This is a genomic window from Leptolyngbya sp. O-77, from assembly GCF_001548395.1.
GTDB lineage: Bacteria > Cyanobacteriota > Cyanobacteriia > Elainellales > Elainellaceae > Thermoleptolyngbya.
Window position 1 is genome coordinate 381,828 of sequence record NZ_AP017367.1, and the last position, 26,673, is coordinate 408,500.

19 protein-coding genes are annotated in these 26,673 nt (G+C 55.8%); 9 read left to right on the forward strand and 10 right to left on the reverse strand.

Annotated features, from left to right (window positions below):
• Positions 1-26 precede the first annotated feature (26 nt).
• A complete protein-coding gene (locus O77CONTIG1_RS01685) occupies positions 27-1,616 on the forward strand; it encodes a hypothetical protein (protein WP_068507544.1) in 1,590 nt (529 codons plus the stop codon).
• A 181-nt stretch (positions 1,617-1,797) separates the two neighbouring features.
• Here O77CONTIG1_RS01685 and O77CONTIG1_RS01690 read toward each other — a convergent pair whose 3' ends face one another.
• The gene (locus O77CONTIG1_RS01690; protein ID WP_156434820.1) at positions 1,798-2,349 is read right to left on the reverse strand and encodes a YbaY family lipoprotein; all 552 of its coding nucleotides are present in this window, start codon (positions 2,347-2,349) and stop codon (positions 1,798-1,800) included.
• A 163-nt stretch (positions 2,350-2,512) separates the two neighbouring features.
• The gene (locus O77CONTIG1_RS01695; RefSeq protein WP_068507547.1) at positions 2,513-2,761 is read right to left on the reverse strand and encodes a hypothetical protein; all 249 of its coding nucleotides are present in this window, start codon (positions 2,759-2,761) and stop codon (positions 2,513-2,515) included.
• Between the two features lie 606 nt (positions 2,762-3,367).
• Between O77CONTIG1_RS01695 and O77CONTIG1_RS01700 the strand changes: the two genes are divergently transcribed.
• The 4 genes from O77CONTIG1_RS01700 (at position 3,368) to O77CONTIG1_RS01715 (ending at position 7,925) form a co-directional block, all read left to right on the forward strand.
• Positions 3,368-5,872, forward strand: coding sequence for an ATP-dependent Clp protease ATP-binding subunit (locus O77CONTIG1_RS01700; RefSeq protein WP_068507548.1), 2,505 nt, complete (start codon positions 3,368-3,370; stop codon positions 5,870-5,872).
• A gap of 270 nt (positions 5,873-6,142) precedes the next feature.
• Entirely contained in the window at positions 6,143-6,568 is a 426-nt protein-coding gene (locus O77CONTIG1_RS01705; protein WP_084782010.1) for a helix-turn-helix domain-containing protein, read from the forward strand.
• Positions 6,565-7,110 (forward strand): IS630 family transposase, encoded by a 546-nt coding sequence (locus tag O77CONTIG1_RS01710; RefSeq protein ID WP_068507552.1) that lies wholly within the window; start codon positions 6,565-6,567, stop codon positions 7,108-7,110. Before O77CONTIG1_RS01705 ends, O77CONTIG1_RS01710 begins: the two co-directional genes overlap by 4 nt.
• Before the next feature lie 191 nt (positions 7,111-7,301).
• Positions 7,302-7,925 (forward strand): hypothetical protein, encoded by a 624-nt coding sequence (locus O77CONTIG1_RS01715; RefSeq protein ID WP_068507555.1) that lies wholly within the window; start codon positions 7,302-7,304, stop codon positions 7,923-7,925.
• Between the two features lie 125 nt (positions 7,926-8,050).
• Here O77CONTIG1_RS01715 and O77CONTIG1_RS01720 read toward each other — a convergent pair whose 3' ends face one another.
• Positions 8,051-8,287 carry a hypothetical protein gene (locus O77CONTIG1_RS01720; RefSeq protein ID WP_068507557.1) on the reverse strand — a complete coding sequence of 79 codons (237 nt, stop codon included), beginning with the start codon at positions 8,285-8,287 and terminating at the stop codon, positions 8,051-8,053.
• 383 nt (positions 8,288-8,670) lie between these two features.
• The gene (locus O77CONTIG1_RS01725) at positions 8,671-11,139 is read right to left on the reverse strand and encodes an aerolysin family beta-barrel pore-forming toxin (RefSeq protein WP_156434830.1); all 2,469 of its coding nucleotides are present in this window, start codon (positions 11,137-11,139) and stop codon (positions 8,671-8,673) included.
• A gap of 1,531 nt (positions 11,140-12,670) precedes the next feature.
• On the opposite strand from O77CONTIG1_RS01725, the gene O77CONTIG1_RS28280 reads away from it, so the two are divergent.
• On the forward strand, positions 12,671-13,030 hold the full coding sequence (locus O77CONTIG1_RS28280; protein WP_225894750.1) for a transposase: 360 nt from the start codon (positions 12,671-12,673) through the stop codon (positions 13,028-13,030).
• Here O77CONTIG1_RS28280 and O77CONTIG1_RS01735 read toward each other — a convergent pair.
• From O77CONTIG1_RS01735 to O77CONTIG1_RS01755, 3 genes are all read right to left on the reverse strand, one after another.
• Positions 13,003-14,063, reverse strand: a protein-coding gene (locus tag O77CONTIG1_RS01735; protein ID WP_156434832.1) for an ISKra4 family transposase whose coding sequence is annotated in 2 segments (ribosomal slippage) — positions 13,003-13,907 and positions 13,907-14,063 — 1,062 coding nt in all. Because the reading frame shifts where the segments join, the coding sequence is not laid out codon by codon here. The genes O77CONTIG1_RS28280 and O77CONTIG1_RS01735 overlap by 28 nt on opposite strands.
• 517 nt (positions 14,064-14,580) lie before the next feature.
• Positions 14,581-17,169: a bifunctional aconitate hydratase 2/2-methylisocitrate dehydratase gene (gene acnB / locus O77CONTIG1_RS01750; RefSeq protein ID WP_068507567.1), complete on the reverse strand. Its 2,589-nt coding sequence runs from the start codon at positions 17,167-17,169 to the stop codon at positions 14,581-14,583.
• A 215-nt stretch (positions 17,170-17,384) separates the two neighbouring features.
• Positions 17,385-17,609, reverse strand: coding sequence for an RNA-binding S4 domain-containing protein (locus O77CONTIG1_RS01755; protein WP_068507568.1), 225 nt, complete (start codon positions 17,607-17,609; stop codon positions 17,385-17,387).
• A gap of 167 nt (positions 17,610-17,776) precedes the next feature.
• Here O77CONTIG1_RS01755 and O77CONTIG1_RS01760 point away from each other — a divergent pair, with 167 nt between their 5' ends.
• On the forward strand, positions 17,777-18,199 hold the full coding sequence (locus O77CONTIG1_RS01760; protein WP_068507570.1) for a DUF2721 domain-containing protein: 423 nt from the start codon (positions 17,777-17,779) through the stop codon (positions 18,197-18,199).
• Positions 18,200-18,334: 135 nt separating this feature from the next.
• Here O77CONTIG1_RS01760 and O77CONTIG1_RS27645 read toward each other — a convergent pair whose 3' ends face one another.
• The 3 genes from O77CONTIG1_RS27645 to O77CONTIG1_RS01770 all read right to left on the reverse strand — a co-directional run bounded on the left by O77CONTIG1_RS27645 (position 18,335) and on the right by O77CONTIG1_RS01770 (position 24,272).
• A complete protein-coding gene (locus O77CONTIG1_RS27645) occupies positions 18,335-19,153 on the reverse strand; it encodes a hypothetical protein (protein ID WP_317134183.1) in 819 nt (272 codons plus the stop codon).
• Between the two features lie 65 nt (positions 19,154-19,218).
• Positions 19,219-22,974 (reverse strand): glutamate synthase-related protein, encoded by a 3,756-nt coding sequence (locus O77CONTIG1_RS01765; RefSeq protein ID WP_317134184.1) that lies wholly within the window; start codon positions 22,972-22,974, stop codon positions 19,219-19,221.
• A gap of 686 nt (positions 22,975-23,660) precedes the next feature.
• Positions 23,661-24,272 carry a hypothetical protein gene (locus O77CONTIG1_RS01770; protein WP_286132489.1) on the reverse strand — a complete coding sequence of 204 codons (612 nt, stop codon included), beginning with the start codon at positions 24,270-24,272 and terminating at the stop codon, positions 23,661-23,663.
• A 646-nt stretch (positions 24,273-24,918) separates the two neighbouring features.
• Between O77CONTIG1_RS01770 and O77CONTIG1_RS01775 the strand changes: the two genes are divergently transcribed.
• Both O77CONTIG1_RS01775 and O77CONTIG1_RS01780 read left to right on the forward strand, forming a co-directional pair.
• A complete protein-coding gene (locus tag O77CONTIG1_RS01775) occupies positions 24,919-25,551 on the forward strand; it encodes a hypothetical protein (protein ID WP_156434834.1) in 633 nt (210 codons plus the stop codon).
• A gap of 212 nt (positions 25,552-25,763) precedes the next feature.
• Positions 25,764-26,648, forward strand: a complete 885-nt coding sequence (locus tag O77CONTIG1_RS01780) for a hypothetical protein (protein WP_156434836.1) — start codon at positions 25,764-25,766, stop codon at positions 26,646-26,648.
• The last annotated feature ends 25 nt before the right edge of the window (positions 26,649-26,673 follow it).

Sequence of the window (26,673 nt, forward strand, 5' to 3'; positions counted from 1 at the left end):
AAAATCGTTCAGGCAAGCATTCGCGGATGAGTAATGACAAGCAATGGTGGGCTGCGGGAGCCAATCCGCTCAATCGCTGGCTGGCGCAAAACCAACTGCGATCGCTCGATGAGGCCTATCGCGGTGCGCTGCAAATTCAGGATCTAGAACGTCAATACTTTGGGGGCGATCGCATCGCCTTTCGCGCCGACCTCAGCAAGACCGTGTTTGATTACGTCAAAACAAAGCGCGATCGCCAACTGCTGCGCGTGCGGGCCAATCTCGCCCGATTTCGCCTGACCAGCTTTTTGCAGAATGCCGATGCTGCCTCCGAAACCTCTGTGCCAACGGCTCAGGAACAGCAAATTTTAGAAAAATTGGGCTTCATTGAACTGGTCGTCGGCAAATATCGCGATCTGGACGACGCGCTGGATCAGATGGTGGCAGAGGCAGAGAGCGCTCCGACGGCTGATGCGACCCTTGCTGCTCCAGGGTTCGACAAGCTGCCCAAAGACCTGCGAACCAACCCCAGCAAAGTCCCCAGCCCTAAGCCACTGATTCCCACGCGCTCCGGCGGAATGAACGGCTCCGACTCAATCCTGAATCGGCTGTCCTCCATTGGCAAGGAACTGGGCAAAGAGCTAAGCCCCCTGTCGGAGCAGGAAGTCGTTACCGAACTGCGACTGCGCCGCAAGCAAAACCGCATTGCTATGCGCTGGCTGGCGGTGTTGCTGCTGCTGCCGCTGCTGACGCAGGTGCTGACCAAAAATTTGGTATTTGAGCCGCTGCTGGGCAACTACAGCGATCGCCATCCCTCTGCCGTCGAACTCAGCACCGAAATCGAGGAAGAGTTCCTGGCCGAGTTCAGCGAATATCGAGAAGCACTCGAAATTCAGCGCTTGCTCAAGAACTATCAGCCGCCTGTCGCAGAACCATCGCAGGGAACCTTTTGGCGGCGAAAACGCTCCTTTTTTAACCAGGCGATCGAAAACGATACGCTGACCCGCTCCTCAATCAATCCGCTCGCAAGACAAGAAGCGCCGCCACTGGTTGATCCAGTACCGTTGCTCGATCGGCAAACGCTGGAACTCAACCGCACCAGCGGCGGACTGCGCGGCGTGATCGTTACCACCGACTTGCCCGATACCACCGACTTGCCCGAATCGCCGGAATTTCGGGCCGAAGAAGACCGCGAATATGAACTGGCGCTGCAAGAAAAAGCCGTCGAACTCTGGCGCGAAGCCCGCGAAAAACAGCTCGATGGACTCAAAAACGTGCTGGCTGACCTGACCTCAATTTTGGTGCTAGGGGCGCTGGTCTACTTTGGGCGCGATCGCCTCCGGCTATTGGGTAACTTTACCAATCGCACCTTCCTCGCCCTCAGCGACCCGGCAAAGGTGTTCCTCTTTATCCTGGTGACGGATATTTTCGTCGGGTTCCACTCCGCCGAAGGCTGGGAAGTCATTCTAGAAGGCGTGTTTCGTCACTTTGGGCTGCCCGAAAGCAAAGTCTTTATCAACGGCTTCATTGCCACCGTGCCCGTGTTTATCGATGCCTGCATCAAGTTCTGGATTTTCTCCTACCTGACGCGCTACTCGCCCTCGGCTTCGGCAATCTACGAGCGGATGAACACGTAGGGAAGTCAGGAAGAAGGAAGAAGTCAGGAAGAAGGAAGAACGAAGAGGGAAGAACGAAGAACGAAGAGGGAAGAAGGAAGAACGAAGAGGGAAGAACGAAGAGGGAAGAACGAAGAGGGAAGAATTTTCGGTTTTCGTTCTTCGATTTTCGATTTTCGTTCTTTGTTTTTCCCTTTTCCCCTCACCTTACTGGCTCTACCCGCACCTCGACTCGGCTCGGATTGCCTGTAGTAATGACAGGATAGGTCTGGGGACTGGTCAGGGCGATCGCCCCATTGACGAACACGCGAGCGCGAACGGCGTAGCGATGGTTGTCCTGAATCAGCGCTGGGTCGTAGAGAACTTCAAAATTGAGCGGCATCTGTCGCCCGTTGGTGCGAATCGTCTGCTCCGCCAGCACAATAGCAGAAGCGCTAGCCCGTGTCAGATCCAGTAGTTGCACGCTAAGAATGGCATTGGGCGGAAGGGCACTGCGCTGGAGAGAAACCACTGTGCCGCTAACGGCAGCCTGAGCCTGGGGATCGTCAGGTGCTAATTCTGGCGGCAGGTCTGGCGGCAGGTCTGGCGACGATGCCGGTGGCAATTCTGGTGATGCATCGGGTGCGACCTCTGGCGGAATTTCTGGAACCGGGGTTTGGGCGATTCGCGAAGCGATCCCTGCGGGAATCGCCCCCGTCCCGACCAGTAGGCCAAGCAGTAGAGGAGCTAGGGAAAATCCAACTTGCGGTGGCATCACAGGCATATTGCTCAACAGGCATATTGCTCACAGCACACACTTTAGGAGGCTTTGGGTTAGCACAGTCTATGAAAGATTAACCCAGAAAGGTTACCCTAGCCAGTCAAGCTTAGGTCACGCGGTAATCGCGGTCACTAGTCTCGGTCACCAGTTGCGGTCACTAGCAAGCTGGGCTAATCGCAGACGCGCTGGGCGCAGCAGGCACAGACGCAGGCAGGGGTTGCAGGCTGTAACCCACCAGGGGCACACCTTTGCAAAAGATACCCAAACGGGGCCGCATTTCAAACGCCGCTTCCGTTCCAGCATTAAATTCTGTCTCGGTGAGCAGCATCAGCCCGCTGGCGCTGGGCACGAGCTGAACGGGGGTTTTGCGAGAGCGCGAAACCAACAGATGGGTAGGTTGAAACATGATGAGAACCTCGGAGATATGAGAGAAAAGATGTCTGAGAAAAAATCAGAGTAAGTCTCAGAGTAAGTCTCAGAGTAAGTCAAAGGATGGGGTTCGGAGTTGCCGAGCGTTGGGCTAAGCCCCAGGCGATCGCAACTCGCGAGTAAATACGCGAATGAATAACAGTATCAAGCCGTAGCCCAAGGTTGACGAGGATTTTACAGGTGTGGAATGTTACCCCAATTGGATGGGTTTCCCGCAGACCGAACCAAAACCGCACTGCATCTTGGACGGTCTACCGCACCTACTTCTATCCAAAGGGAGGTTTTGCATCCCCTCCCAACTCAGTACGATTCACAAGGATGAATAGTTCCAAGAGACTCCTAAATATCCCAGCCCCCTTCGCGTAGCGTTGCAGGGCAAGCATCCCTTATCCTGCGCCTCCGGGTAGATACGGTTATCCTCCCTCCTATGGACGCGGGAATGCGGATACATTGGAACTACGGAGTACATAAAAATTCATAGGCACCAGTATTGGGACTGCATGAACCGCTGAATACTCGCGGCATGTGCTTCTGACGGGGAGCCAGTTGGCAAACCGGGCAAACCTCATTCAAGGTTCTGAGGATGTTTGAGTATTTCACTGAAAAAGCGATCGCCGTGGTGATGGCAGCCCAAGAGGAAGCCCGTCGGCTAGGACACAACTTCGTAGGAACGGAGCAAATCCTGCTGGGGCTGTTGCTAGTCAAAGACCACATTGCGGCAGAAGTGCTGACAGATCTGGGCGTGACCGTAGAAGCCGCCCGCCAAGAGGTCGAAAACATCATTGGGCGCGGGTCTGGCTTTGTACCGCCCGAAATTCCCTTTACGCCCAAGTCAAAACGGGTGTTTGAGCAAGCGTTTCAAGAGTCTCGCCGCCTCGACCAGCGCCATGTGGGCACCGAGCATCTGCTGCTGAGCCTGGCCCAGGAACATGAGAGCGTCGCTGCAAAGGTACTGGAAAACCTGGGTGTCAATTTAGATCAACTGCGGACGATGGTGATTCGGGCTGTGGGCGAAGTGGCCGAAGTGCCCGTGGGCAGCACGACCAAGCGCTCCAGCCGCAACAGCCGCAAGCCCAAAATGCTGCAAGAGTTTGGCACCAACCTGACGGAGCTGGCCGCCGAAGGCAAGCTCGACCCAGTGGTGGGTCGCCACAAAGAAGTAGAGCGCGTGGTGCAAATTCTCGGTCGCCGCACCAAAAATAACCCCGTGCTGATTGGGGAACCGGGCGTGGGCAAGACGGCGATCGCCGAAGGGCTGGCCCAGCGCATCGTGAATCAGGACGTGCCTAACCTGCTGTTAGAGCGCCAGGTGATTAGCCTAGACATGGGCACGCTGCTGGCAGGAACCCGCTTCCGGGGCGACTTTGAGGAGCGCATCAAGCAGATTATGCAGGAAGTGCGCGAGTCGGGAAATGTAATTCTCGTAATCGACGAAATCCACACGCTGGTCGGCGCAGGCTCTCTGGAGGGCGGCATGGACGCTGCCAATATGCTGAAACCCGCTCTAGCGCGGGGCGAGTTGCAGTGCATCGGAGCCACCACGCTGGATGAATACCGCAAGCACATTGAGCGGGATGCTGCCCTAGAACGCCGCTTTCAGCCCGTGGTGGTGAATCCGCCCACTGTTATTGAAACTGTGGAAATTCTTCGCGGTCTGCGCCAGCGCTATGAACAGCACCACAACTTACTCATTGCCGATGAGGCGCTAGTGGCGGCCGCCACCCTGAGCGATCGCTACATTACCGACCGCTTCCTGCCGGACAAAGCCATCGACTTGATCGACGAGGCTGGCTCTCGTGTGCGCTTCCGCCATTCGGCCCAGGCTCCTACGCGGGCGCTCAAGCAAGAACTGCGCCGCGTCCTTGCTGAGAAAAACGCCGCCGTGCAGCAGCAGGATTTCAACAAGGCTACTCAACTGCGCGATCGCCAGCGCGAACTAGAAGCGCAAATCAGGGGTCAGGGGTCAGGAGTCAGAGATCAGGCTGTGGGGATGATTGAACCGTCTTCTTCCCCGGTTTCTCCCGATCTCGCCCCTGCGCCGACGGTCACTGCCGAAGACATCGCCCAGGTCGTTGAAGCCTGGACAGGGGTTCCGGTGAACAAGCTGACAGAATCGGAATCGATCTCGCTGCTGCACCTAGAGGAGCGGCTGCATGAGCGGGTAATCGGGCAGGATGAGGCGGTAAAGGCAGCGGCGCGGGCGATCCGGCGATCGCGCGTTGGACTGAAAGACTTGGATCGACCCATCGCCAGCCTGTTCTTCTCTGGCCCGACGGGTGTCGGCAAAACGGAGCTGACCAAAGCGCTGGCGGCGGCTATCTTTGGCTCAGAAGAGGCGATGATCCGGCTGGATATGTCGGAGTTTATGGAGCCGCATACGGTGTCGAAGCTGGTCGGCTCGCCTCCGGGCTATGTCGGCTACGACGAAGGCGGGCAACTGACCGAAGCCGTTCGCCGCAAGCCCTACACGGTGGTGCTGTTCGACGAAATCGAAAAAGCCCACCCCGACGTGTTCAACATCCTGCTGCAACTGCTGGAAGACGGTCGCCTGACGGATTCCAAAGGGCGCACGGTCAGCTTCAAAAACACGCTGATCATCTTCACTTCCAATATCGGCTCTCGTGTCATTCAGAAAGGTGGCAGCGGGCTGGGCTTCGAGTTGGGTGAGGGCGACTCGCAGTATACCCGGATACGCGATCGCATCAACGACGAGCTAAAGCAGTCCTTCCGCCCTGAGCTGCTAAACCGCCTGGACGAAATCATCGTCTTCCGCCCGCTCACCCGCGACGAGGTGATGCAGGTGGCCGACCTGATGATCCGTGAGGTGAATCAGCGCCTTAGCGAACAGGGCATGGCGCTCATCGTCACCGATGCTGTGAAAGAGCGGCTGCTGGCGGAGGGGTATGACCCCGCCTACGGAGCGCGACCCATGCGCCGAGCCGTCACTCGCTTGCTAGAAGACGCGCTGGCAGAGGGAATGCTGACGGGCGAAATCCGCACAGGCGACACCGCTATCGTCGATCTGGACGATGATGGGCAGATCCACGTTCGCCGCCAGGATGTGCCGGTGCTGCAATCCGTCAATTAAGTCAATTAAAGGGCATTGCTTCCGCAGGGCTGACTCAACTTGTCGCCTCTTATGCGGTAGCAATCGTCCGGAATATTGACTGCGAGGAGCGTAATATCAAATCTCCAAAGATCTGCTACATATAAGAACCAAAGATCTGCTACATATAAGAAGACGTTAGAGCTAGCCGCCATGAGTGGAGTCCTCAAAATCGATATTGCTGAAACAGCAGAAGAACTCAAAGCCGTCTTGGAACAACAGCAACGGTCATCTCAGCGCTGTAAAGTATAGGTGTTGTGGTGGCTCAAAACAGGACAAGCGAAGCGTGTTGAGCAGTTAGCCCAACTGAGCGGTTGCCATCGCACGACCGTGTCTCGTTGGCTGAGGCAGTATCGACAGAGTGGACTCGCAGCGTTGGTGAAGGTGGCATCTCGCAGTGGACGACCGCGAGCGATTAGCGGTGAAGTCCTGGCAGCTTTGGAGCGGGAACTGCAAGATCCAGAAGGCTTTAGCAGTTATGGAGCGGTGCAGCAGTGGCTCGCAGCGGTGCATGGTCAACGGGTGCCCTACAAGACGGTGCATAAGACGGTGCGCTATCGGCTCAAAGCGAAGCTCAAAGTGCCCCGTCCGGTGTTCCAGAAGCAGACTCCTGGGGCGTGCGAGTCCTTTCAGCAAACCTTGCAGCCCAGATCAGCCAGTCGATTCCGCCAGCCTTGAGACAACGCTATGCCGGGCGAATCCGCTATTGGTGCAGTGATGAGAGCCGCGTCGGACTGCTGACGGTTCAACATCGCAAGTTGACGGGCTTTGGGGTGCAGCCGATGGGTTCAATTCAATGGGAGTTTGTGTATCGGTGGCTGTACGGTCTAGTGGAACCGCTGAGCGGTGCCTCGTGGAGAGTCGAGTGCTCTCATCTCGACAGTTCCTGTTTTGAGGCGTTTTTGCACAGCTTTGCGGCTCAGTTCCCCGATGATTTACATCTGATTCAGGTGGATAATGCCGCAGCCCATACAGCTTTGAACCTGACGATACCGGACAATGTCATTTTGGTGTTTCAGCCGCCTTATTGCCCTGAGGTCAATCCCATTGAGCGGGTCTGGCGGGAACTCAAGCGGGAGCTAGCTTGGGTTCACTTTGATGATGTTGGCCAACTCCAGCACGCCATCAGCCAGTGGGTTTGTCGCCTTTCGGCTGAGTCGCTGCGATCGCTGACTCAGTGGGATTGGATTGTCGATGCTCTATGTGTAGCGGGTATTTAGAGAATTGATATTAGGAAGGGGGGAACCGAGCTGCCGTCCGGAAGTCCCCCTTGATAAGGGGGATTTAAGGGGGATCGGTTTAGCTTTAGTCAATAATGCACATTCATTGCCAGGGGCTATCCCGCTTTTTATCAACTTTACCTTTTGATGGGCGATAAGATTGAGGTAAACCCAGGCAGGCGATACTCCCAATGGCCTACAGCGACTTCACCCTAGCCAAAGTCAAATCCGCCTTTGGGCTAACCACCCAAGAAAGCGGCAGCCTGTTCGCCAGCATTCCCGCTGTCTCGCCGTCCCCCGCCCTCTCCCAAACCCTCACCGAATTCACCACCCTCGCCACCAGCATCGGCACCGAAAAAGCCCGCTCTGAATTTCTAATCGCGCCCATCCTGGCCGAAGTCCGCCGTCAGATGCACTACCGCATCGCCCTCTTCTCCGGCGTCGAGTTTAATGTCGATGCCGCCAGAGGCCTGCAAGGCTTTTGTGATTTCATTCTGTCCGCCTCCGCAGAGCAGCTTTACATAGAGGCTCCCGTCATGACCGTCGTCGAGGCAAAGCGGGAAGATATTATCGGCGGGCTAGGGCAGTGCATCGCCACGATGGTCGCCGCCCAAATCTTTAATGCCGAAAAAGAGCAGCCGATTCCCCGCATCTATGGAGCCGTGACCAGCGGCACCAACTGGCGCTTCCTAATGCTAGAGGGAACGACCGTCTGGATTGATTCACCAGAGTATTACATCAGCCAGATTGGGCAAATTCTGGGAATCCTCATGCAGCCCTTTCAGCCGGATTTAGTCGGTAGTACAACACCCTAATATCGATTCTCGCTTTTGGATTTGCGATTTTGGATTTGCGATTTTGGATTGCCTGTCAAGCATTTGCGGGGCCTCGGCCAATCTCATGCGTGGTGCTAAAAAGGTCAAATTTTTATTGACGGGTTCTATCGCAGAACCGTACTTGCAGTAATCGTCAGCGTTGCAGTCGCGATTAGCCCAAAGGCCAGGTTCACGACTTGATTAGAAGCTTTTTGGTACGCATCCACGCGCACATTGGTCTGGCCCAGTTCTTGCTTCAGCCCGTCCACATCTACCTTGAGGCTGTCTAGTTCAACCTTGAGATTATCCAAACGCTCTAGGACTGCTTTTTGAAAACTGTCGGATGTGTCGGCGGCTTGCATAGGGCGTTGGGGTCGGTCGCAAGTTCTTGACTGGGAGTGGCTGAAAATCTTGCCAATTTGCCAATTTGCCAATTAATTTCTTACCAACCAGTCTACTTCTAAATCTAGCCATAGATAATCTAGCCGCACCATACAGCAAATCGGGAGGAGGGGCGATCGCCCTCACCTTCTCTGCCCTGATTGCCAAAGCTAGACATAAGTCGCCAATCGCCGAAAATTGAGGATTCGGTACTCTACCCAGATAGAGGAGACTGGATAGGCGATCGCCTTAGTGTTCTCTGATCATGCTCTTGTATCTGGGGCGAGTGTGTCTGGGGCAAGTTTTCCACTACTCCGTTGCAGAACAGCAGCGGCAGAACAGCAGCGGAAAACTTCAACGAAGCTCACTGCACCGAATTAACGTCATTGGGCCCAGAGACAATAACACTGATCCATCGCTCAAACCGCTCGGGATCGACATCAAATTTCACCCTTAGTCGCTCAGGGGTGCCGCGATAGTTGGCTGTAGGCAAAAACCGAACCCAGGCATTACCCGATAGAGACTGTCCAGTTTGCACAGGTAGCCAAGTTGTACCATCGTTAGAAAATTGCCATACGCCCTGGGTAGCATTGTTTGGCACAGACAAGACTGAGGCAGCATTGATGGGTCGGCTAAAGATTTGACTCAACACTGCGCCGGATGGATTTGCAGTGTTGCCTACAACAGCAGGAAGTGTAGCATCGAGAGAGCGTTCGGGACGAGCGACAATCGAAACGGATGTGCCTGCTACATTGGTAAAAGTGCCGCTGAGCGGTGTCAGGATACCTGCCTTAAAGAAACTGCGGGTGTATTCAGCGTAGGGGGTCAAGAATTTATTGGCAATGTACCGCTTTCCGTGATTGTCTGTGACGTTACTCAAATCAGCGTTATTGATACCTTCAAGCTGATCGGTGCTGAGCTTGATAGTAACCTCAGGGCGACCGGTAGGGCCATCTTCTCGGGCATTGTCACTGGATCTCAGCGTACCGCTGTAGGAGATATCAAAGCTGACTTTGGCGATCGCGCTATAGTCCACATTGGAAGAGGTTTGGATAGCCACTACATCAATGGTTCTTTCTGAGCGGGGTGAGATAGGAGCGCTGTATTCGGATGAATCTGTAATCGTGCGAGTTTCTGTCCGGCTATCTGTCCAGCCTTGCTCCGCAGCAATGCTCAGTTCGGTCTTCTGATCCACAGTGAAGGGAATCTGTAGACTCAGCGTAGTTTTTAGCCCCTGTGTGAACTTGTAAGTAGTGCTGTGGAGCACAGCTTCAGAAACACTGTAGGTCAGGTTTCTGCGGATAGTGCCAGGGGATGGGTCAGCATTGGTCGCAGTGTAGGAGGTGGCGATAATTGGCGTACCAAGACCGGATCGCGGCGTGCCATACCGAAATGATCCCGGATCAATGGCTACCTGAAAGTTGCTCAGCGTTATAGATAGCCGCTTGTCTGCGCCTAGCCCGGAAGCAAAGGAGTCTGTGCCGTTATAGCGAGCGCGTAGGACATAGCTGGGGCTGGACACAGTGCCCGTGTTGATGATTTCAAAATCATCCCCCACGTACTGGCTTCTGGAGCCTGCGGCATAGGCAAAGCCCAGAGCGTGAGCCAGGTGTGCTAATTGGCGGACAATTTCGGGATTTCTGACGACTTGATTGGCCACTTCAGTCAGATTTTGTGCCGTCAAGTTCGTTGGGGCGATCGCCGCTGTGTTGTCTCGCAACAAGAGCAGTCGCTCTGAGTCACCTTGCCCATTCTGGTAAAAAACATTCTGACCCGCCGCCTTGCCGTTGCGCGATTCAGCGCCCTCTACCGGGAACATAGGAAAGCTCGTGCCCCCTGCTACACTGTTGCCCTGGAAGGTAATTCCAAAGTCTTGGATTAGTGTCGCCCCCTCCCGGACAAAAATAGCACCCCCCAATCCAGCGCCCCCGCCGCCCCGACCGGCAACCTTACTGCCGGTGTTCCCAGCTTGACCTGCTTCACCCACCCCACCATAGGCTCCCGCTGCGCCGCCCGGGCCACCACCGCCATAGTCTGCTCTAGACAAATCATCACGGTCTTCTCCACCACCACCACCACCGCCGCCGCCGCCACCGTATCCGCCGTTTCCGCCCGAACCACCGCTGCCTGCATGGTCTTTCGCAACTCCGCGGCCGGTTGCAGCCCCGCCACCACCGCCGCCACCGCCGCCGCTGCCAAATTCACCATCTGCCCCTTTCCCGCCCGGGTTGCCGTTGCGCCCACTACGCCCGCCGCTATGGCCCCCGCCAGCGCCATTGCTGCCGTTTAATCCGCCGCCAATACCGCCTGCAATCCCGTCGGGCTGATAGTTCGGGCCACCGCCGCTATAGTGGCGATTGGTTGTGGAGCCAAGAATGATGCTGTTGCCTCCGACGGCTCTGTTGTTGATAAAGCGGCTATTATGCAGCGTGACAACGCTCCCTGTATCGAGAAATAGCGCCCCGCCTGCGCCCAGACCACCTCCGCCGCCGTTGATGCCGTTGCCGCCTTGTGCCAGTCCGTTGGCAAAGGTCAAGCCTGAAATCTTCACGTTGGCTCTGCCAATAGTCATGATTTGCACGAGGTTTTGACCATTGAGGGTTGTGTTACCGTCGTCTTGCAGATGCAGGTCGTTGCCTGCGGCTATGAGCAGAGTGCTATTCAGCGCGATCGCCCCCGACACCCCTGTCAGATCTACCAGATCCAGACCGGGAGTGGCAGCCGCATCAGCGATCGCCTGACGCAGAGAACCCGGCCCGCTGTCATTATTGTTCGTTACTCTCCAGGTATTGGGCCCGGTGGGGCTAGCCGAAAGGCGTGCAGCAAAGACCAAGGTGGCACTCCAGAGCATCGCACTAGCTAGAGCCAACTTTCTTGAAACGGCTGGAGAATTTATCGAATGGGTAAATTTGTTTGGTGTTCTCATGGCTTGGATGCTCCCTACAGGTGAATGGAAAAACTAGAATGGCGATCCGCCAAAAATTGCTTAAAGCTGCCCTTCTAAGAGGACTTAGGCTAAAACCGGAGCAATCAGCACATGACTGAACATCCTGTTTTCTGTGCAGTTGTGGCTTAATGACTCGCTAGCTGTTCAATCGACTTCTCAGTCTGCCTTCAGCGATTGATCAAGCCTGCAATTCAGATTTCTACTCTAATTTTGTTCAAGCATTTTACAAAGCTAAACCCCTGACAAAATATAGTCTTAACAGACGGAGAGGTTTCTGAGCGAACGTCTGAACGAACGACAGACAAAATAACGTTACACAAGACTAAAGCTCGAACAGTACGATGAACTAGCCTTGAACAAGATTTGGCTATGCCTAATTAGCCTGAAGCGAGCTGGAATCTTTGCTTTAGACGTTTTCTCTCGTTTTCTCTTTAGTTTATTGGCATATCAAATGAGGCAAGCCTAGAGGGCGATTGAAAAATCTACGGTGATTGGATAATACCGCGAGTCTTTAAAGATTGCCCGGCAATTTTATCAAGGTTTTAGATTAACCCAGGTTTAAGAAAATGCAAAAACCGGGGTAAGCACTGCCTGATCTACCTCTCGCAGAACTATCATCAGATACTCTTAGACTTACGCGCTGGTGATGAATTTTCCCGTTAGTGTCCCTAGTTTTTCGTCACCTCGATCTGGCAATCTCTAAAACCCTGACAGCATGGTCACTCTTGCTTTGGTCGTTTTGACGGTGGCGAATAAATCGAGACGCTAACGATCCTGCATTCCGAACCGCCCTCACCCCCAACTCATTCTCCATTTGAAAAAAGGGAAGCCGAACTCTAGGAGAGGGCTTCAAGACTTCGGCGCAACAGAAAATGGAGAGGGCGTATGTAGTGGCAACAGTTGCCGGGTTAATCACCCTCCAACTCAATCCCTTCGTGCAAATCAGCTAAACGAATCTCAAAGGGAATCGACGCTAGCAAAATACGGGCCTCTGCAGAAGTGTTGAAAGATAGATTAAGCGACGAAAAAAAGGGATAGAATGCAGTATTCTGTCCCCTAGTAAACAAAAAATGATGCCTGATGATAGCCTCATTTCCGAAGCTTGTCAAATCGATCTTGATGCAGCTTTGTCCGCATGACTATCCCGTTTTGAACTCGCGCTTGTTCTTTGAAATCTGGTTGACCTTTGTGTTGGACAAGGGCTTAACCAGCATGAGAGACTTATTTTACCGCCTAAATCGTACAGGTGTTGAGGTCGATATATCCACCTTTTCTAAAGCTTGCAAAACTCGAACGGATGGGCACTTTTGTCGAATCTATGCACAGTTAATTGAGCAAGTAAAGCGCAAACAGCCGACCGCGGCTCAGATACTTTTTCCGATTGATTCAACATCGTTACACTTACCAGCAAGCTATTTTGGCTGCAAGGATATCACCAATTAAATTACTGAATGGAATCAACTTAGAGCAAGGATATTCGAGTGAATGCTTGATTCATTTTGGGCAAGGACATGATGCAAAGTTTGCCGATTCGATTAGCACGATGATTCCCGAAAACGGCATCGGCATCATGGATAGAGGCTTCGCAAGCTGGGAATTTCTCGACCAAATGAGTCTCACTCAAACAAAGTTTGTGGTGCGAATCAAGAACAATATGAAGACTGAACTTGACCACGACCGTTACCGCGTGGTTTGGTTCTGTGATTTGGAGAGTCGGAGCGAGTTGAGTGCATCCCAATTTTGCAAGACTCATGTTGAGAATTGCCCATTGAGGTAGGCACAACGTTGCTTCAGCACCTGCGGAACGTTATCTTTGTCCCACTGCGCCCCCGATATCTTGATTCGCCGCCCAAGTTGTTTAACGGTCGATTCAATTGCCCCGGAACCAATGGAGACTCCTTCAGCTTGATAGTAGCCATAATTGACAATCCGCTGTCGATGCTTGTTAAGGTAGCTAACGAAATTCGTAACCCGCTCGTGTTGCCAATCCTCAAACTGTGCAATTGCGCCCTCGACATCGCCTTGCCACAAACAGGTTTCCACGGCATCTAAACGTTGCACAGAACCACCCACTTTGCCCAAATTCTCAACCAAGTGATACCAGTCCAAAATCTCCCGTCTTTGGGTCTGGTTGCCAATCTGGGTGTAGACATTCCAGATCCCATCATGCCCATCTCCAATACAAGTCAATGGGTCAGATAAAGACTGAACATTGACCCAGTTGACCAACTGCTCATTGTCTTGAAAGAAGGCAGCAACACAGGACTCGTGCAGATTCACTGCCTTGTAATCTCGCCATTCACTCGGTTCTCCTTCGGGTGTTCGCAATCGCACTTTACCTCCATCGATACTCATCTCCTCAACCGTTTCTTCCACTTGCGGTAACTCAAAGATTTGACGATGCACTAATCGCTGTTGAGTACTGTGAGAAACCTTTATCCCAGTCAACACTTCAATGTCTTCTGCCGCCCGCTCATACGATTCATTGGCACTCACCAACAAACAACACCGCTCCAGGTAAGGACTCCATCGTGTGTACGCTTTCACCTCCAGAATTTGAGCTTGTTTCTCACTCACTTGCAGTTGTCCAAGGATGCTCTCGATGCGACGCTTTCGTCCACTTGTCGTGCCGCTACTTGTTGCAATAAAAAATCCCCGATCTCTGGGCTGACATGTTCGAGCAGATGTCCTCGCACTGCCGCCTCAATCCCTGCCAACGTTTTCACTTGCTCTGGGTCAGTTTCCTCGTATAGCAGAGCGGCAAGGGCACGAGCATGGGCTTGGATTTGGGCTTTTTTCTCAGCGTCCATGACAGGTATCGGGTAAAAGTACAATACTCAAAGTTTATCGCTATCGCCAAAGTCTAGAACTAAGCACTTTTACTCATCGCAAAAGTGGGATGCACTCGTCCAACACAAAGGTCAACCAGATTTCAAAGAACAAGCGCGAGTTCAAAACGGGATAGTCATGCGGACAAAGCTGCATCAAGATCGATTTGACAAGCTTCGGAAATGAGGCTATCATCAGGCATCATTTTTTGTTTACTAGGGGACAGAATACTGCATTCTGTCCCTTTTTTTCGTCGCTTAATCTATCTTTCAACACTTCTGGCTCCGGGGTTCCACCCATCATAGGAACAATGACCCCGTTGATACACTCATGCCGAAGCTCGGAACTCACCTCCTGTTCCAGATACTCATCAGGCGTATAAAACCGTTTCTCTTCAGCTTGCATAATCACCAAAAAGCCAAAAGCCAGGGCAAGCCTTGCCTGCCCTAACTCTAGCTTAGAGAAATTTGCTCAAGCGAAACGCAGCCGCAATCAGCGTCAGATCGACGCAACGAGCTTTGCTTCTTCCTCTTTGGGAATCACGCGCCCCTCATCCTCAAATCCCACAATCTGGTCGAAGTTGAGATAGCGATAGAGGTCGCTGGCAAACGGGTCGATCTTCTTCGTCACGATCTCCATGTACTCCTCCACCGTGGGAATACGACCCAGCAGGGCACACACCGCCGCCAATTCTGCCGAACCCAGGTAGACCTGTGCGCCTTTGCCCATGCGGTTGTTGAAGTTGCGGGTGGAGGTAGAGAACACCGTCACGCCGTCATCGACGCGGGCCTGGTTGCCCATGCAGAGCGAGCAGCCGGGCATCTCCGTGCGGGCCCCCGCTGCGGCAAAGATGCCGTAATAGCCCTCTTCGCGAAGCTGCTGCTCATCCATGCGGGTGGGCGGCGCAATCCACAGGCGCACCTTCACCGGGCCTGCGCCCTCTAGCACCTTCGCCGCCGCGCGATAGTGCCCAATATTCGTCATGCAGGAGCCAATGAAGACCTCGTGGATCGGATCGCCCGCACATTCCGACATCAGCTTGATGTTGTCGGGGTCGTTGGGCGCAGCCACGATCGGTTCCTTGATCTGATCTAGATCCACCTCGATGATGTCGGCATACTCCGCGTCCGGGTCAGCGCTCATCAGCGACGGGTTCGCCAGCCACTCCTCCATCTTGCGGACGCGACGGAGAATCGTGCGGGCATCGCCATAGCCCCGTGCCACCATGTTCTTCAGCAGCGCCACATTCGACCGCAGGTATTCTGCTACTGTTGCTTCGCTCAGCTTGATGGTGCAGCCTGCGGCCGATCGCTCTGCGGTCGCGTCGGTCAGCTCAAAGGCTTGCTCCAGTTGCAGATCTGGCAGACCCTCCATTTCGATAATTCGGCCAGAATACACATTCTTTTTGTTTTCTTTGGCAACCGTTAGCTTGCCCTGCTGAATGGCAACGTAGGGAATTGCATTGACCACGTCGCGCAGCGTTACACCCGGTTGCAGTTTGCCCTTAAAGCGCACCAGCACCGACTCTGGCATATCCAGCGGCATCACGCCCAGGGCCGCCGCAAAGGCCACCAGCCCAGAGCCAGCCGGGAAGGAAATGCCCAGCGGGAAGCGAGTATGAGAGTCGCCGCCTGTGCCCACCGTATCCGGCAGCAGCATCCGGTTCAGCCAGGAGTGGATGATGCCGTCGCCGGGGCGCAGAGACACGCCGCCACGCGAGGTAATGAAGTCGGGCAGTTCGTGGTGGGTTTTGATATCGACGGGCTTGGGATAGGCAGCGGTGTGGCAGAAGCTCTGCATCACCAAGTCGGCGCTGAAGCCCAGGCAGGCCAGTTCCTTTAGCTCGTCGCGGGTCATGGGGCCAGTGGTGTCTTGGGAGCCAACGGTGGTCATGATCGGTTCGCAAGACATGCCGGGGCGCACGCCAGGAAGTCCGCAGGCCTTGCCCACCATCTTTTGCGCCAGGGTGAAGCCTTTGCCCGTGTCGGCAGGCATTTGGGGGCGGATGAACAGGTCGCTAGGAGGCAGCCCCAGGGCCATGCGGGTTTTGTCGGTGAGCGATCGCCCAATCAGCAAGGGAATCCGTCCGCCTGCCCGCACCTCGTCCAGAATCGTGTCGGGCTTAAGCGTAAAGGTGGAGATTACCTCGCCCGCCTCGTTGGTGATTTCGCCTTTGTAAGGGTAGATGGTGATCACGTCACCCGTTTCCATCTTCGTCACGTCGCACTCGATGGGCAATGCGCCAGAGTCTTCCATCGTGTTGAAGAAAATGGGCGCGATCTTACCCCCCAGGCAATAGCCGCCCGTGCGTTTGTTAGGCACAAAGGGAATGTCCTCGCCCATGTGCCAGAGGACGGAGTTGGTGGCGGATTTGCGAGACGATCCCGTGCCTACTACATCGCCAACATAGGCCACGGGATAGCCCTTTTTCTTGAGTTCGGCGATGGTTTCTAGGGAACCCGGCTGGCGGGTCTCCAGCATCACCGTGGCGTGCAGCGGGATGTCGGGACGGGTGGTGGCGTGGGGCGCGGGCGAGAGATCGTCGGTGTTGGTTTCACCGGGCACTTTGAACACCGTCACCGTGATGGCTTCCGGCAGCGGCGAGCGGCTAGTAAACCAGTCTGCATTGGCCCAGGCGGTCATGATTTGCTGGGCTGATTCGTTGCCGCTTTCCGCCAATTCCTGAATGTCATGAAACGCATCGTAGATTAGCAGCGTCTTGCTGAGGGCGGCGGTGGCAGTAGCAACGACCTCTGCATTGGGCGAGTGCAGCAGGTCGATGAGCGATCGCACGTTGTAGCCCCCCATCATCGTGCCCAGCAACTCTGTGGCGTATTGGGGCGAGATCAGCGGGCTGGAGGCTTCCCCTTTGGCGATCGCCGTCAGAAATCCCGCCTTCACATAGGCCGCCTGATCCACCCCTGGCGGAATGCGATCGCGCAGCAGGCTGACCAAAAACTCTTCTTCGCCTGCTGGCGGCTGCTTCAGCAATTCGCACAATTCGGACGTTTGCTCAGCAGACAGCGGCAGCGGCGGAATCCCCAGCGCCGCCCGCTCTGCCACATGGTTACGATAGGCTTCCAGCATGATTAATCCTTGCTCCCAGACACCAGCAATAGGCGTGAATGATGGTAAACCGATGTTGCACTGATTTCAAGTGAACCGATTTCAAGAGCAACATCTTATCTCTACGCTAGCGCGATGGGAGTTATTGGTGAGCAGTTTGAGCGGGGTGATGAGGTGATGGGGTGATGGGGTGATGGGGTGATGGGGTGGATGGGGCTACTCCAACACTCCATCACTCACTCCAGACTCACCAAAAACTCCTCGCCTGCGACTGAGACGCGATCGCCCTCCACGAGTTTTCGACCGCGCCGAGTTTCTACCTCGCCGTTGACGCTGACTTCACCAATCTGGATTAACACTTTAGCTTCGCCGCCAGTGGGCACGGCGTTCACCCATTTCAGGAATTGATCAAGCTTGATAGTTTTGGCGGAGGATTCATTAACGGGGGATTCATTGGGCATGGCGGAGCTGTGTGTAGCGGGGGATCAGGGGGTAAGAATCAGGTTTGAGGGGCAAAGAGCGGGAGTTTAGTGTGGGCGATACCTTTAATCGTAGGCGCTGCGAGTAAAATCGCGGTGACAGGCGAAACACAAGTTACGCCAGTTGCTGTTTGTTTTTTCCTTTCCCAATGTCTATCGACATCACCACGCCCGCGATTCTGTTTCCCACGATTTCGCTGCTGCTGCTGGCCTACACAAACCGCTTTGTGGCGCTGGCCAGCATCATCCGCAACCTGCACGCCAGCCACCAGAACAAGCCCGACCCGGTACTCCGCCAGGAAATCGCCAGCCTCCGCTACCGCATCAAGCTCATCCGCAATATGCAGGCTTGGGGAGCGGCGAGTTTGCTATTTAGCGTCATTTGTATCCTGCTGCTGTTTCTGGGGTTTATCGACGCAGGGCGCTGGATTTTTGCAGTTAGCCTGGTGATGATGCTAGTTTCGCTGGCGCTGTCGCTGCGGGAAATTCAGCTTTCGGTGGTGGCGCTGGATCTGCACCTGCGGGATGTAGAACAGGAGCGGGAACGGGGGCGATCGCCCGACTATTTTTAGGCGCTCGTAGGCGCTCGTAGGTGCTCGTAGGCGCTCGTAGGCGCTCGTAACTTTGGGCGCTTGTCTTTTCGGCACTCCCTAACCCGCTGCATCCGCAGAGGCGCGGCCCGAAACGCAGAACCCTACGGCGTGACTCTACGGCGTGGTCGTCAGCACCTTATCTTCCGCCGAAACCGCTTCCGGGCTATTGGCTTCCGACGGGGGAACCGCCTGCCAAAACTGGGGCAGATAGGTCGCCCAGTTCGCCAGAATGTGCTTGGCCTTGGCGCTGCCTGTGCGATCGGCGTGGGCTGCAATCAGGTCTTTCAACTGCTGTTCGCCGACGGGGCTGGTGACCCGCTGGATTTTGATAATCTCCGGGTTCACCTTGCTAGGGAAGCTGCCGTCTTCGTCCAGGAAGTAGGCCAGTCCGCCCGTCATGCCCGCGCCGACGTTGCGCCCGACCCTGCCCAGCACCACAATCACGCCGCCCGTCATATATTCGCAGCAGTGGTCGCCTGCGCCCTCGATCACGGCGCGACCGAGGGAGTTCCGCACCGCAAAGCGCTCGCCCGCCTGCCCGCTGGCAAACAGGGTGCCGCCCGTTGCGCCGTAGAGGCAGGTGTTGCCGACGATGACGTTGCTGGCCGCGTCGAAGGTGGCGGCTGTTGAGGGCTTGATGATGATCTCGCCGCCGTGCATCCCCTTGCCCACATAGTCGTTGGCTTCGCCTTCCAGCTTCAGCGTCATGCCGGGGAGGTTGAACGCGCCAAAGCTCTGGCCCACACTGCCCCGAAACTCCAGCGTCAGGTGTCCGGCAAAGCCCGTATCGCCATACTGCTTGGCGATCGCCCCTGCGACTCGCGCTCCCACGCTGCGGTCGGTATTGACCACGCCGACTGTCTTGGTGAGGCTGGTTTGATTCTGAATCGCCGCCTGGACTGCGGGGTCGGCCAGAATTTCGTCATCCAGCACCGGGCCGTTGCTGTGAACCGTTTCGTGAACCAGCCAACTGCGGTCTTCGCGGGTGTCAGGGCAGATTAATCAGGGCAGGACAGATCCAGCGCCTTGGTCTTGGTCAGCGATACGCCGTCACGCACCTTCAGCAGGTCGGCGCGGCCGATTAGCTCGTTCAGCGACCGATAGCCCAGCCGGGCCAGGAGCGATCGCGCTTCTTCGGCGATGAAATAGAAGAAGTTGACGACGTGTTCTGGCGTGCCGGGGAAGCGCTTCCGCAGTTCTTCCTTCTGGCTGGCCACACCCACGGGGCAGTTGTTGGTATGACAAATCCGCGCCATGATGCAGCCTTCCGCAATCATGGCGATCGAGCCAAAGCCAAACTCTTCGCCGCCCATCAGCGCCGCCATCACCACGTCCCAGCCGGTCTTGATGCCGCCATCGACGCGCAGCAGCACACGATCGCGCAGTTTGTTTTCCATCAGCACGCGATGCACCTCAGTTAGCCCCAGTTCCCACGGGCTACCCGCGTGTTTGATGGAACTCAGCGGCGATGCGCCCGTACCGCCGTCGTGGCCGGAGATTTGGATAATGTCGGCGTTTGCCTTGGCCACGCCCGCCGCCACCGTGCCGATGCCGACTTCCGACACCAGCTTCACAGAGACTTGCGCCGCTGGGTTGATCTGGTGCAGGTCAAAAATCAACTGCTCCAGGTCTTCGATGGAGTAGATGTCGTGGTGGGGCGGCGGCGAAATCAGCGTCACACCGGGTTTCGAGCGGCGCAGCATGGCGATGTAGGGGCTGACCTTGGGGCCCGGAAGCTGGCCGCCTTCACCGGGTTTTGCCCCCTGCGCCATCTTGATTTCAAGCTGCTTGGCGCTCATCAGGTATTCCGGCGTGACCCCAAAGCGGCCAGAGGCGATTTGCTTGATGGCCGACGCAGCGCGATCGCCATTTTTCAGCCCCCTCAGATGGGGCAGCGTGGGCGATAGTCCTTCGTCATCCACATCGTCCAGCACCTTGTAGCGCACAGGATCTTCGCCGCCCTCGCCAGAATTTGACTTGCCGCCGATGCGGTTCATGGCGATCGCCAGCGTTTCGTGTGCCTCCCGCGACAGCGCCCCCAGGGACATGCCGCCCGTGCAGAAGCGCTTCACGATTTCGGAGACGGGTTCGACCTCTTCGATCGGAATGGAGGGGCGATCGCTCTTAAAGTCCAGCAGGTCACGCAGCGCCGTCAGCGGACGCTCTTCCAAGTACTTTTGGTACAGATCGTAGTGGTCGTAGTTCTTGGACTCCACCGCTTTATGCAGGTGCTTCGCCATTTCGGGGCTATTCATGTGATACTCGCCGCCAGGACGATATTGCACAAAGCCCATGTTTTCAAGCTTTTTGACCGATAGCTCCGGGAAGGCGCGACTGTGGAACGACAGCACTTCGTTCGCCAGATCTGCCACGCTCAGCCCCCCCAGCCGCGAAGCCGTGCCGTAAAAGCCGAGGTGCAGCAGATCGCCGCCGATGCCGATCGCCTCGAAAATCTGCGCCCCGTGATAGCTAGAGAGCAGGGAAATCCCCATCTTAGAGAGAATCTTCAGCAGGCCCGACTCGACCGACTTGCGGTAGTTTTGCTGCGCTTTTTCCACCGAGATCGCCTCAATCTTGCCGCGCTCCATCAGGCTTTGGGTCTTGGGATCAGCGTGCCAATGGCGCACCGTTTCAAACGCCAGATAGGGACATACGGCACTGGCTCCATAGCCGATTAGACAGGCAAAATGATGGGTACTCCAGCACTGGGCCGTGTCCACAATCAGCGAGGCCCGCATCCGCAAGCCTTGGCGGATCAGGTGGTGGTGAACTGCACCCACGGCCAGCAGCGGCGGGATGTAGCTGGTGCTGGCGCTGAGAGTTGTCGGGGAACCGTCAGACGAGAGGCGATCGCTCAAAATCAGGATCGACTTGCCGGAGCGGACGGCCGCCGTCGCCTGCTGGCAGAGGTCATTCACCGCCTGCTGTAGCCCGTCGGGCCCGGCGGAAATGTTGAACAGAGTAGACAGACTGGCGGTTTCAAACTCTGAGTTGCGGATAAAGTCTAGCTCTGCGTCATTCAGGACGGGCGACTTGAGGCTGAGCAGGTGGGCATATTCCGGCTTTTCGTCCAGCAGGTTGCCGCGTGCGCCCAGTTCCATCGCCAGAGACATCACCAGCTTTTCGCGCAGCGGGTCGATGGGTGGGTTTGTCACCTGGGCAAAACGCTGCTTGAAATAATCGTAGAGCAGGTGTGGTTTTTCGGACAGCACGGCCAGGGGAATGTCGTCACCCATGCAGAAAGTCGGCTCGCTGCCTTTCTGAGCCATATCCTGGATCACCATCTCCACGTCTTCGGAGGTGTAGCCGAAGGCAGTTTGGTGGCGCAGCAGGGCAACGCTGTCCAGGTAGGATTCGGTGGTAAAGGGCTGGGGTTCTAACTCGCGGCGATTCTGCTTCAGCCACTCGCCGTAGGGCTGAGCCTGGGCCACGCGCTGCTTAATGTCCCAGTTTTTGAGGATTTCGTGAGATTGCAGGTCAACGGCGATCGCCTGTCCAGGGCCGAGTCTTCCTTTCTCGACAATTTCGGCTTCTGGCAGATCCACCACGCCCGCTTCCGACGCCACCACAATATAACCGTCGCGGGTAATGGCGTAGCGAGCCGGACGCAAGCCGTTGCGGTCGAGCGATGCACCGACCTTCTTGCCATCGCTAAACACCAGCAGCGCCGGGCCGTCCCACGGCTCTTGGATACCGCTGTAGTATTCGTAAAAGTCTATGATTTCGGGATATTCTGCCAGATCAGGCTGGTTGTTATACGCCTCTGGCACCATCATCATCAGCGCCGCCAGCGGATCGCGCCCCGATCGCACTAGCAGCTCCATCACATTGTCCAGGTTAGCGGAGTCGCTGTTTTCTGGGCGGACGGTGGGTTTCAAATCTGCCAGGCGGTTTCCCCAGATGGGATGATCGAGATCTGCCTCCCGGGCCATCATCCAGTTGATATTGCCCAGCAGGGTATTGATTTCGCCGTTGTGCGCCAGCAGTCGCATTGGCTGAGCCAAGGGCCACTTGGGCATCGTGTTGGTGCTAAAGCGGCGGTGGTAGGTAGCAAAAGCGCTAGTGTAGAGCGGGTTTTGCAAGTCCAGATAAAACTCTCCCAGCACAGCCGAGCGCACCATGCCCTTGTAGACGATTGTGCGGCTAGAGAAAGAACAGACGTAAAACTCCTTCAACGCTTCGGCATACTCGCCCTGATAATCCGCCAGCACGGACAGAATACGCTTGCGGGCCCAGTAGAGGTCGCGCTCTAGGTCGTCGCCAGAGTCAGTCGATTCCACCAGCACTTGCTCAATCTGCGGCTGGTTTTCTCGCGCCTGGATGCCCAGCACGCTTGGCTTGACGGGCACTTTGCGCCAGCCCAGGACTTTCAACCCGCCTTCTGTCCAGACCTGGGTGGCCAGGTCGCGGGCGATCGCCGCTGCGGCCTCAGATTGCGGCAAAAACACCATGCCCAGCCCAAAATTCTCCGCTGCGGGCAGGCTGATCCCTTCCGACTCACACCACTCGCGGATCAGCACCCAGGGAATTGCGGTCATTAATCCTGCGCCATCACCAGAGTCACGGTCGGCGCTACAGCCCCCCCGATGCTCCATGCAAGACAGCGCCACCAGCGCCTTTTGCACCAGGTCATGGCTAGATTTGCCCTGCGGATCGGCAATAAACCCAACGCCACAAGCATCGCGCTCTTCCACCAGCCACCGCTGTCCCGCATAGCCCGTAGTTCCCTGCCCCATCCATTCGTTTTGGTTCACGCCCATTCCACCCATAGCAACTTTCAACGAAAAGACCTGTTTTGTAATAACCCTGAAATAACCCTAGACCAACCCAATATCCCAACTGCCCTGTATTCTAGAACCGAGAACTGGTGAACGTTCTGAGCTACTCACTCAGGCACCGTGAATCCGCTCTTGGTTCCAGCAACCCCAGCTATTGTTCGCTCCTGCTGGTTCAAACCACGCCAGACTCGAACCCTGCCAGATTCAACCGCCCCAGACCCTCTGCTCCGCATTAGCCCATGCAGGCCGCAGCGCCGAAGTTCTTCATCCATGCGATCGCAACTGCTTCCCGCTACTCCACTCTAGGGTCGGATTTCTTTCTGGAGAGACGCATACGTAACACTATGCCCAGGTTTTGACCCAAGTCCCTGCAAGTCTTTGGGAGATGGGATTCTGAAAAACCAGCGCGGTGTCAAAGCAGGGGCGATCGCTAGCAACCCCCCTTGCCATTTCAGGTTGGAATATCTACCTATCAGGATAGAGTATGAATTCTAGGTGAAGCGATGCGGATTTTGCAACTGAAATCCCGCGTGCCTCTCAGAACGGCACGTCAAATTGAGATGCCTATGCACAGTACGGCACTTTTCACAGGTGCATAGATCCTTGAACTTCGGTTGCGAGCCGCCCAAAGTCTAGAAGCATGAATCTCAGAAGCACGAAGTCTAGAAGCGCAAACCAACCCCGCCCTGCACTGAAATCGCGGCGTTGTTGCCTTCGTCGTAGCCATCAAAGGCAAAAATTGCGTTGCCAAAGAGAACCAAATTGCTGTTGGGCAATGCGTGGTCGATGCCGGGTTGCAGGACAAAGCTGCTCTGGTTGCCGATGGGCGAAGTGTCGTCTCCACCGCCCAGCACGATCGACGCGCCCGCCCCAAGGTACAGATCGGTCTGCCAGTTCAGCGGAATGTCGTAGGAAACCGTGGGCACAAAAGCGCTGCGATCGCTCAGTAGCAACTGCGCCCGAATGGAGAGGGGCACTCGCAGCAGCTTGTAGCGGGCCGCAATCACCGCCCCCGAAGCCGAATCTTCGCCAAACGCATCGTCGCCTTCGGTTAATCCAAAGGAGCCGCCAATCCCCACATAGCTGCCGTAAGCCGCCTGTGCCTGCGCTGGGGCGATTCGCGAAGCGATCCCTACGGAAATCGCCATCAGCGACAGCCCACCTGACAGGGCCACCCCCCCCAGCACGGCTCCGAACCGGGCAATTGATAGTGTATCGAGCGCTGCATGAAGCTGGCGAAAACTGCGGGAAAAGAAGGCGGCGCAACGGTTCATACCAATTTCCTCACACTACAAAGCGCTGGGCAATGTTTGTTAAATCAGGTCAGGGGTTTAGAATTTGCAAACTTGGAATTTACAGCTTCAGGATTACAGGTTCAAAAATCCATAGGCAGCCCTGCAAACTAGTAAGGACACAAAAGCCCGTACACGGCAAATGGCAAGCCAAAATCATCCCCGCTTCTTGAAACTTGGCGCTTTGGATACCTTTTAGAAATGAATACTGGTCGCAAGTCCAGAACCCAAGCAAGTCGCCAGTGAAAAAGTTTTTTGAGCCTTGAGGCTGCAACTTAAAAAACTGGGGACAACTGAGCAAAAACTTGATCCGTCAGGGCTGAAACAGTTTTAAGAAAGGGGAATGACTTTCTAGGAGAAGATTCATCTAAATAAGATTTAACTACCAAACATTAGCTCATCTTTGAGCAAGAGATCCAGTTTTTTTGAAAAAATCTGCAACTTCTGCGCTAAAAGTTGGGTGTTATTCCAGCTTTCAATCTGAGCAAATTTTCCGTGCCCCCAATTCCTCACCTGATCTGCGCTAAACATTCTCCGTGCTAGCACCCCGCATTGCAATCCAGTGCAACTCTTCATAAATCAAAATGGGAACCCTAGCACCAACACCCTTGCAACTTGCCCAAAGCCCATGAAACCATTCACCTTACCTACTCCCTTCCCGACTCCGATGCCTGTCTCTGCCCAATGGCTCTTGGCGATCGCCGCTGCGGCCTCTGTTCTAGGAGTGGCCATGCCCGCTGGCCTGGCTCAGGAGCGCCAGGGTTGTTTCATGATTACCCAAGCCGGTCGGCTCATCGACCTATCTGATATTTGCCCCTCTGCTCAGCCCTTTACGCCACCGGCCCAGGCAACTTCTACGCCAACCCTCGGCACCGGCGATATTCAGGTCACGCTGCGGTGGACGACGACTGACGACCTGGATTTGGCAGTCCGCGACCCATCGGGCAACATAGTTGCGTACTACAACCGCAGTGTGCCTTCTGGCGGCCAGCTCGACGTAGACGCAAACGCAGGCTGTGGAGAGCAAAACACCAGCCCCATCGAAAATATCTTCTGGCCGTCCGGTGGGGCACCCCAGGGACAGTTTTCTATTGAAGTGAATCTGTTCACTCGCTGCCCTGGCGGGGGCGGTGGCAGCATCCCCTTTAACCTGACGCTGCTTGTCCAAGGCACAACCCGCACAATCGAAGGCTCTGTCAGCGATCAGCAGCCCGTTGCGAACTTCCCCTTCTCGCTGCCCACGCAGGCCGCACAGCGCTAGTCCTTGAAAGCAGAACCCTGCGGGTTGCTAAACCGATGAAGTTCAGCCAAATCCGAAGTTTCTGCATTATCTTTAATAGATATCAGCGGATAAGTTGTGTTAGGGCGGATTAATCAAGCCTGTCTGGTCAGGTCTATGGGTTGGTGAATCAGCATCTTGAAATTGGCATTGTGGACGGGTCGTAAAGGATTACGAGTTTTTGGGGGGCTGATATGCGCCGAACTGCTCTGGTTATGGTTTTAGGAACGCTTGCACTGTGGCTGGGAAGCTGTAGGAGTGCGCCGGAAGAGCCTGCGGCGACAGCGCCCACAGACCCAAACGCGCCTGCGGAACCCGGAGCCGTCGTAGATCCAAATGCACCCGCAGACCCTAATGCAGCAGCCGATCCAAACGCAATGCCTGCTGATCCGGCTGCGGTTCCAGCGGCTCCTGCCACCGCCCCAACCACGGCAACTGCTCCCTCTCCTGGACTGCCTGCGGGCACGCTGCCTCCCGAACTCATCGCTTCTACCAATCCCCAGGCCCGTGTTCAAGAAGTGCAGCGCAATCGCCCCGATCCCTTTGCCCAGGTTACGGTTACGCCAGTGGTGGTTGAGTCCCCCAATCGAAATGGGGCAACGACTCGTCCCTTTGTTACACCTGCGGGACAGGGTGTGCGAGTGCCGCCGCTGTCAACAGGACGTGTGCCTTCGCTACCGGGCGGGCAGGCCGGTACGGGAGTTGGGGCAGCGGGGACAGGTACGCCTTCGGGAACCGGGCAACTGGCCCCAATTCCCAACCTAACGGGGCAAGCGCTAAATGGCCCGGCCCAGCGCCCGGCCCCGCCGCCGCCGCCCCAGCCAACCATAGCCCGCGCGGTTAAGGTGATGGGGGTGATTCAGATTGGCAACACGGCTCACGCAATTGTGCAGGCTCCGAACGAGCCGACCAGTCGCTATGTCCGAGTGGGGCAGCGATTGTCGAATGGTGAGGTGTTGGTGAAGCGAATCGAGATGAATCGCGGTGCTGAGGAACCGGTGGTGGTGCTAGAGCAATTTGGTATAGAAGTGCCGATTGCTGTTGGGGAGGGTGGGCCGCCGCCTAGTCCTGGAGCGTAGCTCAATGCTGGATTGATTGCTGCAC

Excerpts from the sequence above, each read along its gene's own strand:
- O77CONTIG1_RS01715 (WP_068507555.1), top strand. The coding sequence starts at position 7,302 with ATGGCCTACAGCGACTTCACCCTAGCCAAAGTCAAATCCGCCTTTGGG.
- O77CONTIG1_RS01780 (WP_156434836.1), top strand. The coding sequence starts at position 25,764 with ATGCGCCGAACTGCTCTGGTTATGGTTTTAGGAACGCTTGCACTGTGG.
- O77CONTIG1_RS01685 (WP_068507544.1), top strand. The coding sequence starts at position 27 with ATGAGTAATGACAAGCAATGGTGGGCTGCGGGAGCCAATCCGCTCAAT.
- O77CONTIG1_RS01755 (WP_068507568.1), bottom strand. The coding sequence starts at position 17,609 with ATGCCCAATGAATCCCCCGTTAATGAATCCTCCGCCAAAACTATCAAG.
- O77CONTIG1_RS01695 (WP_068507547.1), bottom strand. The coding sequence starts at position 2,761 with ATGTTTCAACCTACCCATCTGTTGGTTTCGCGCTCTCGCAAAACCCCC.
- O77CONTIG1_RS01775 (WP_156434834.1), top strand. The coding sequence starts at position 24,919 with ATGAAACCATTCACCTTACCTACTCCCTTCCCGACTCCGATGCCTGTC.
- O77CONTIG1_RS01760 (WP_068507570.1), top strand. The coding sequence starts at position 17,777 with ATGTCTATCGACATCACCACGCCCGCGATTCTGTTTCCCACGATTTCG.
- acnB (WP_068507567.1), bottom strand. The coding sequence starts at position 17,169 with ATGCTGGAAGCCTATCGTAACCATGTGGCAGAGCGGGCGGCGCTGGGG.
- O77CONTIG1_RS01720 (WP_068507557.1), bottom strand. The coding sequence starts at position 8,287 with ATGCAAGCCGCCGACACATCCGACAGTTTTCAAAAAGCAGTCCTAGAG.
- O77CONTIG1_RS01700 (WP_068507548.1), top strand. The coding sequence starts at position 3,368 with ATGTTTGAGTATTTCACTGAAAAAGCGATCGCCGTGGTGATGGCAGCC.
- O77CONTIG1_RS01690 (WP_156434820.1), bottom strand. The coding sequence starts at position 2,349 with ATGCCACCGCAAGTTGGATTTTCCCTAGCTCCTCTACTGCTTGGCCTA.
- O77CONTIG1_RS01770 (WP_286132489.1), bottom strand. The coding sequence starts at position 24,272 with ATGAACCGTTGCGCCGCCTTCTTTTCCCGCAGTTTTCGCCAGCTTCAT.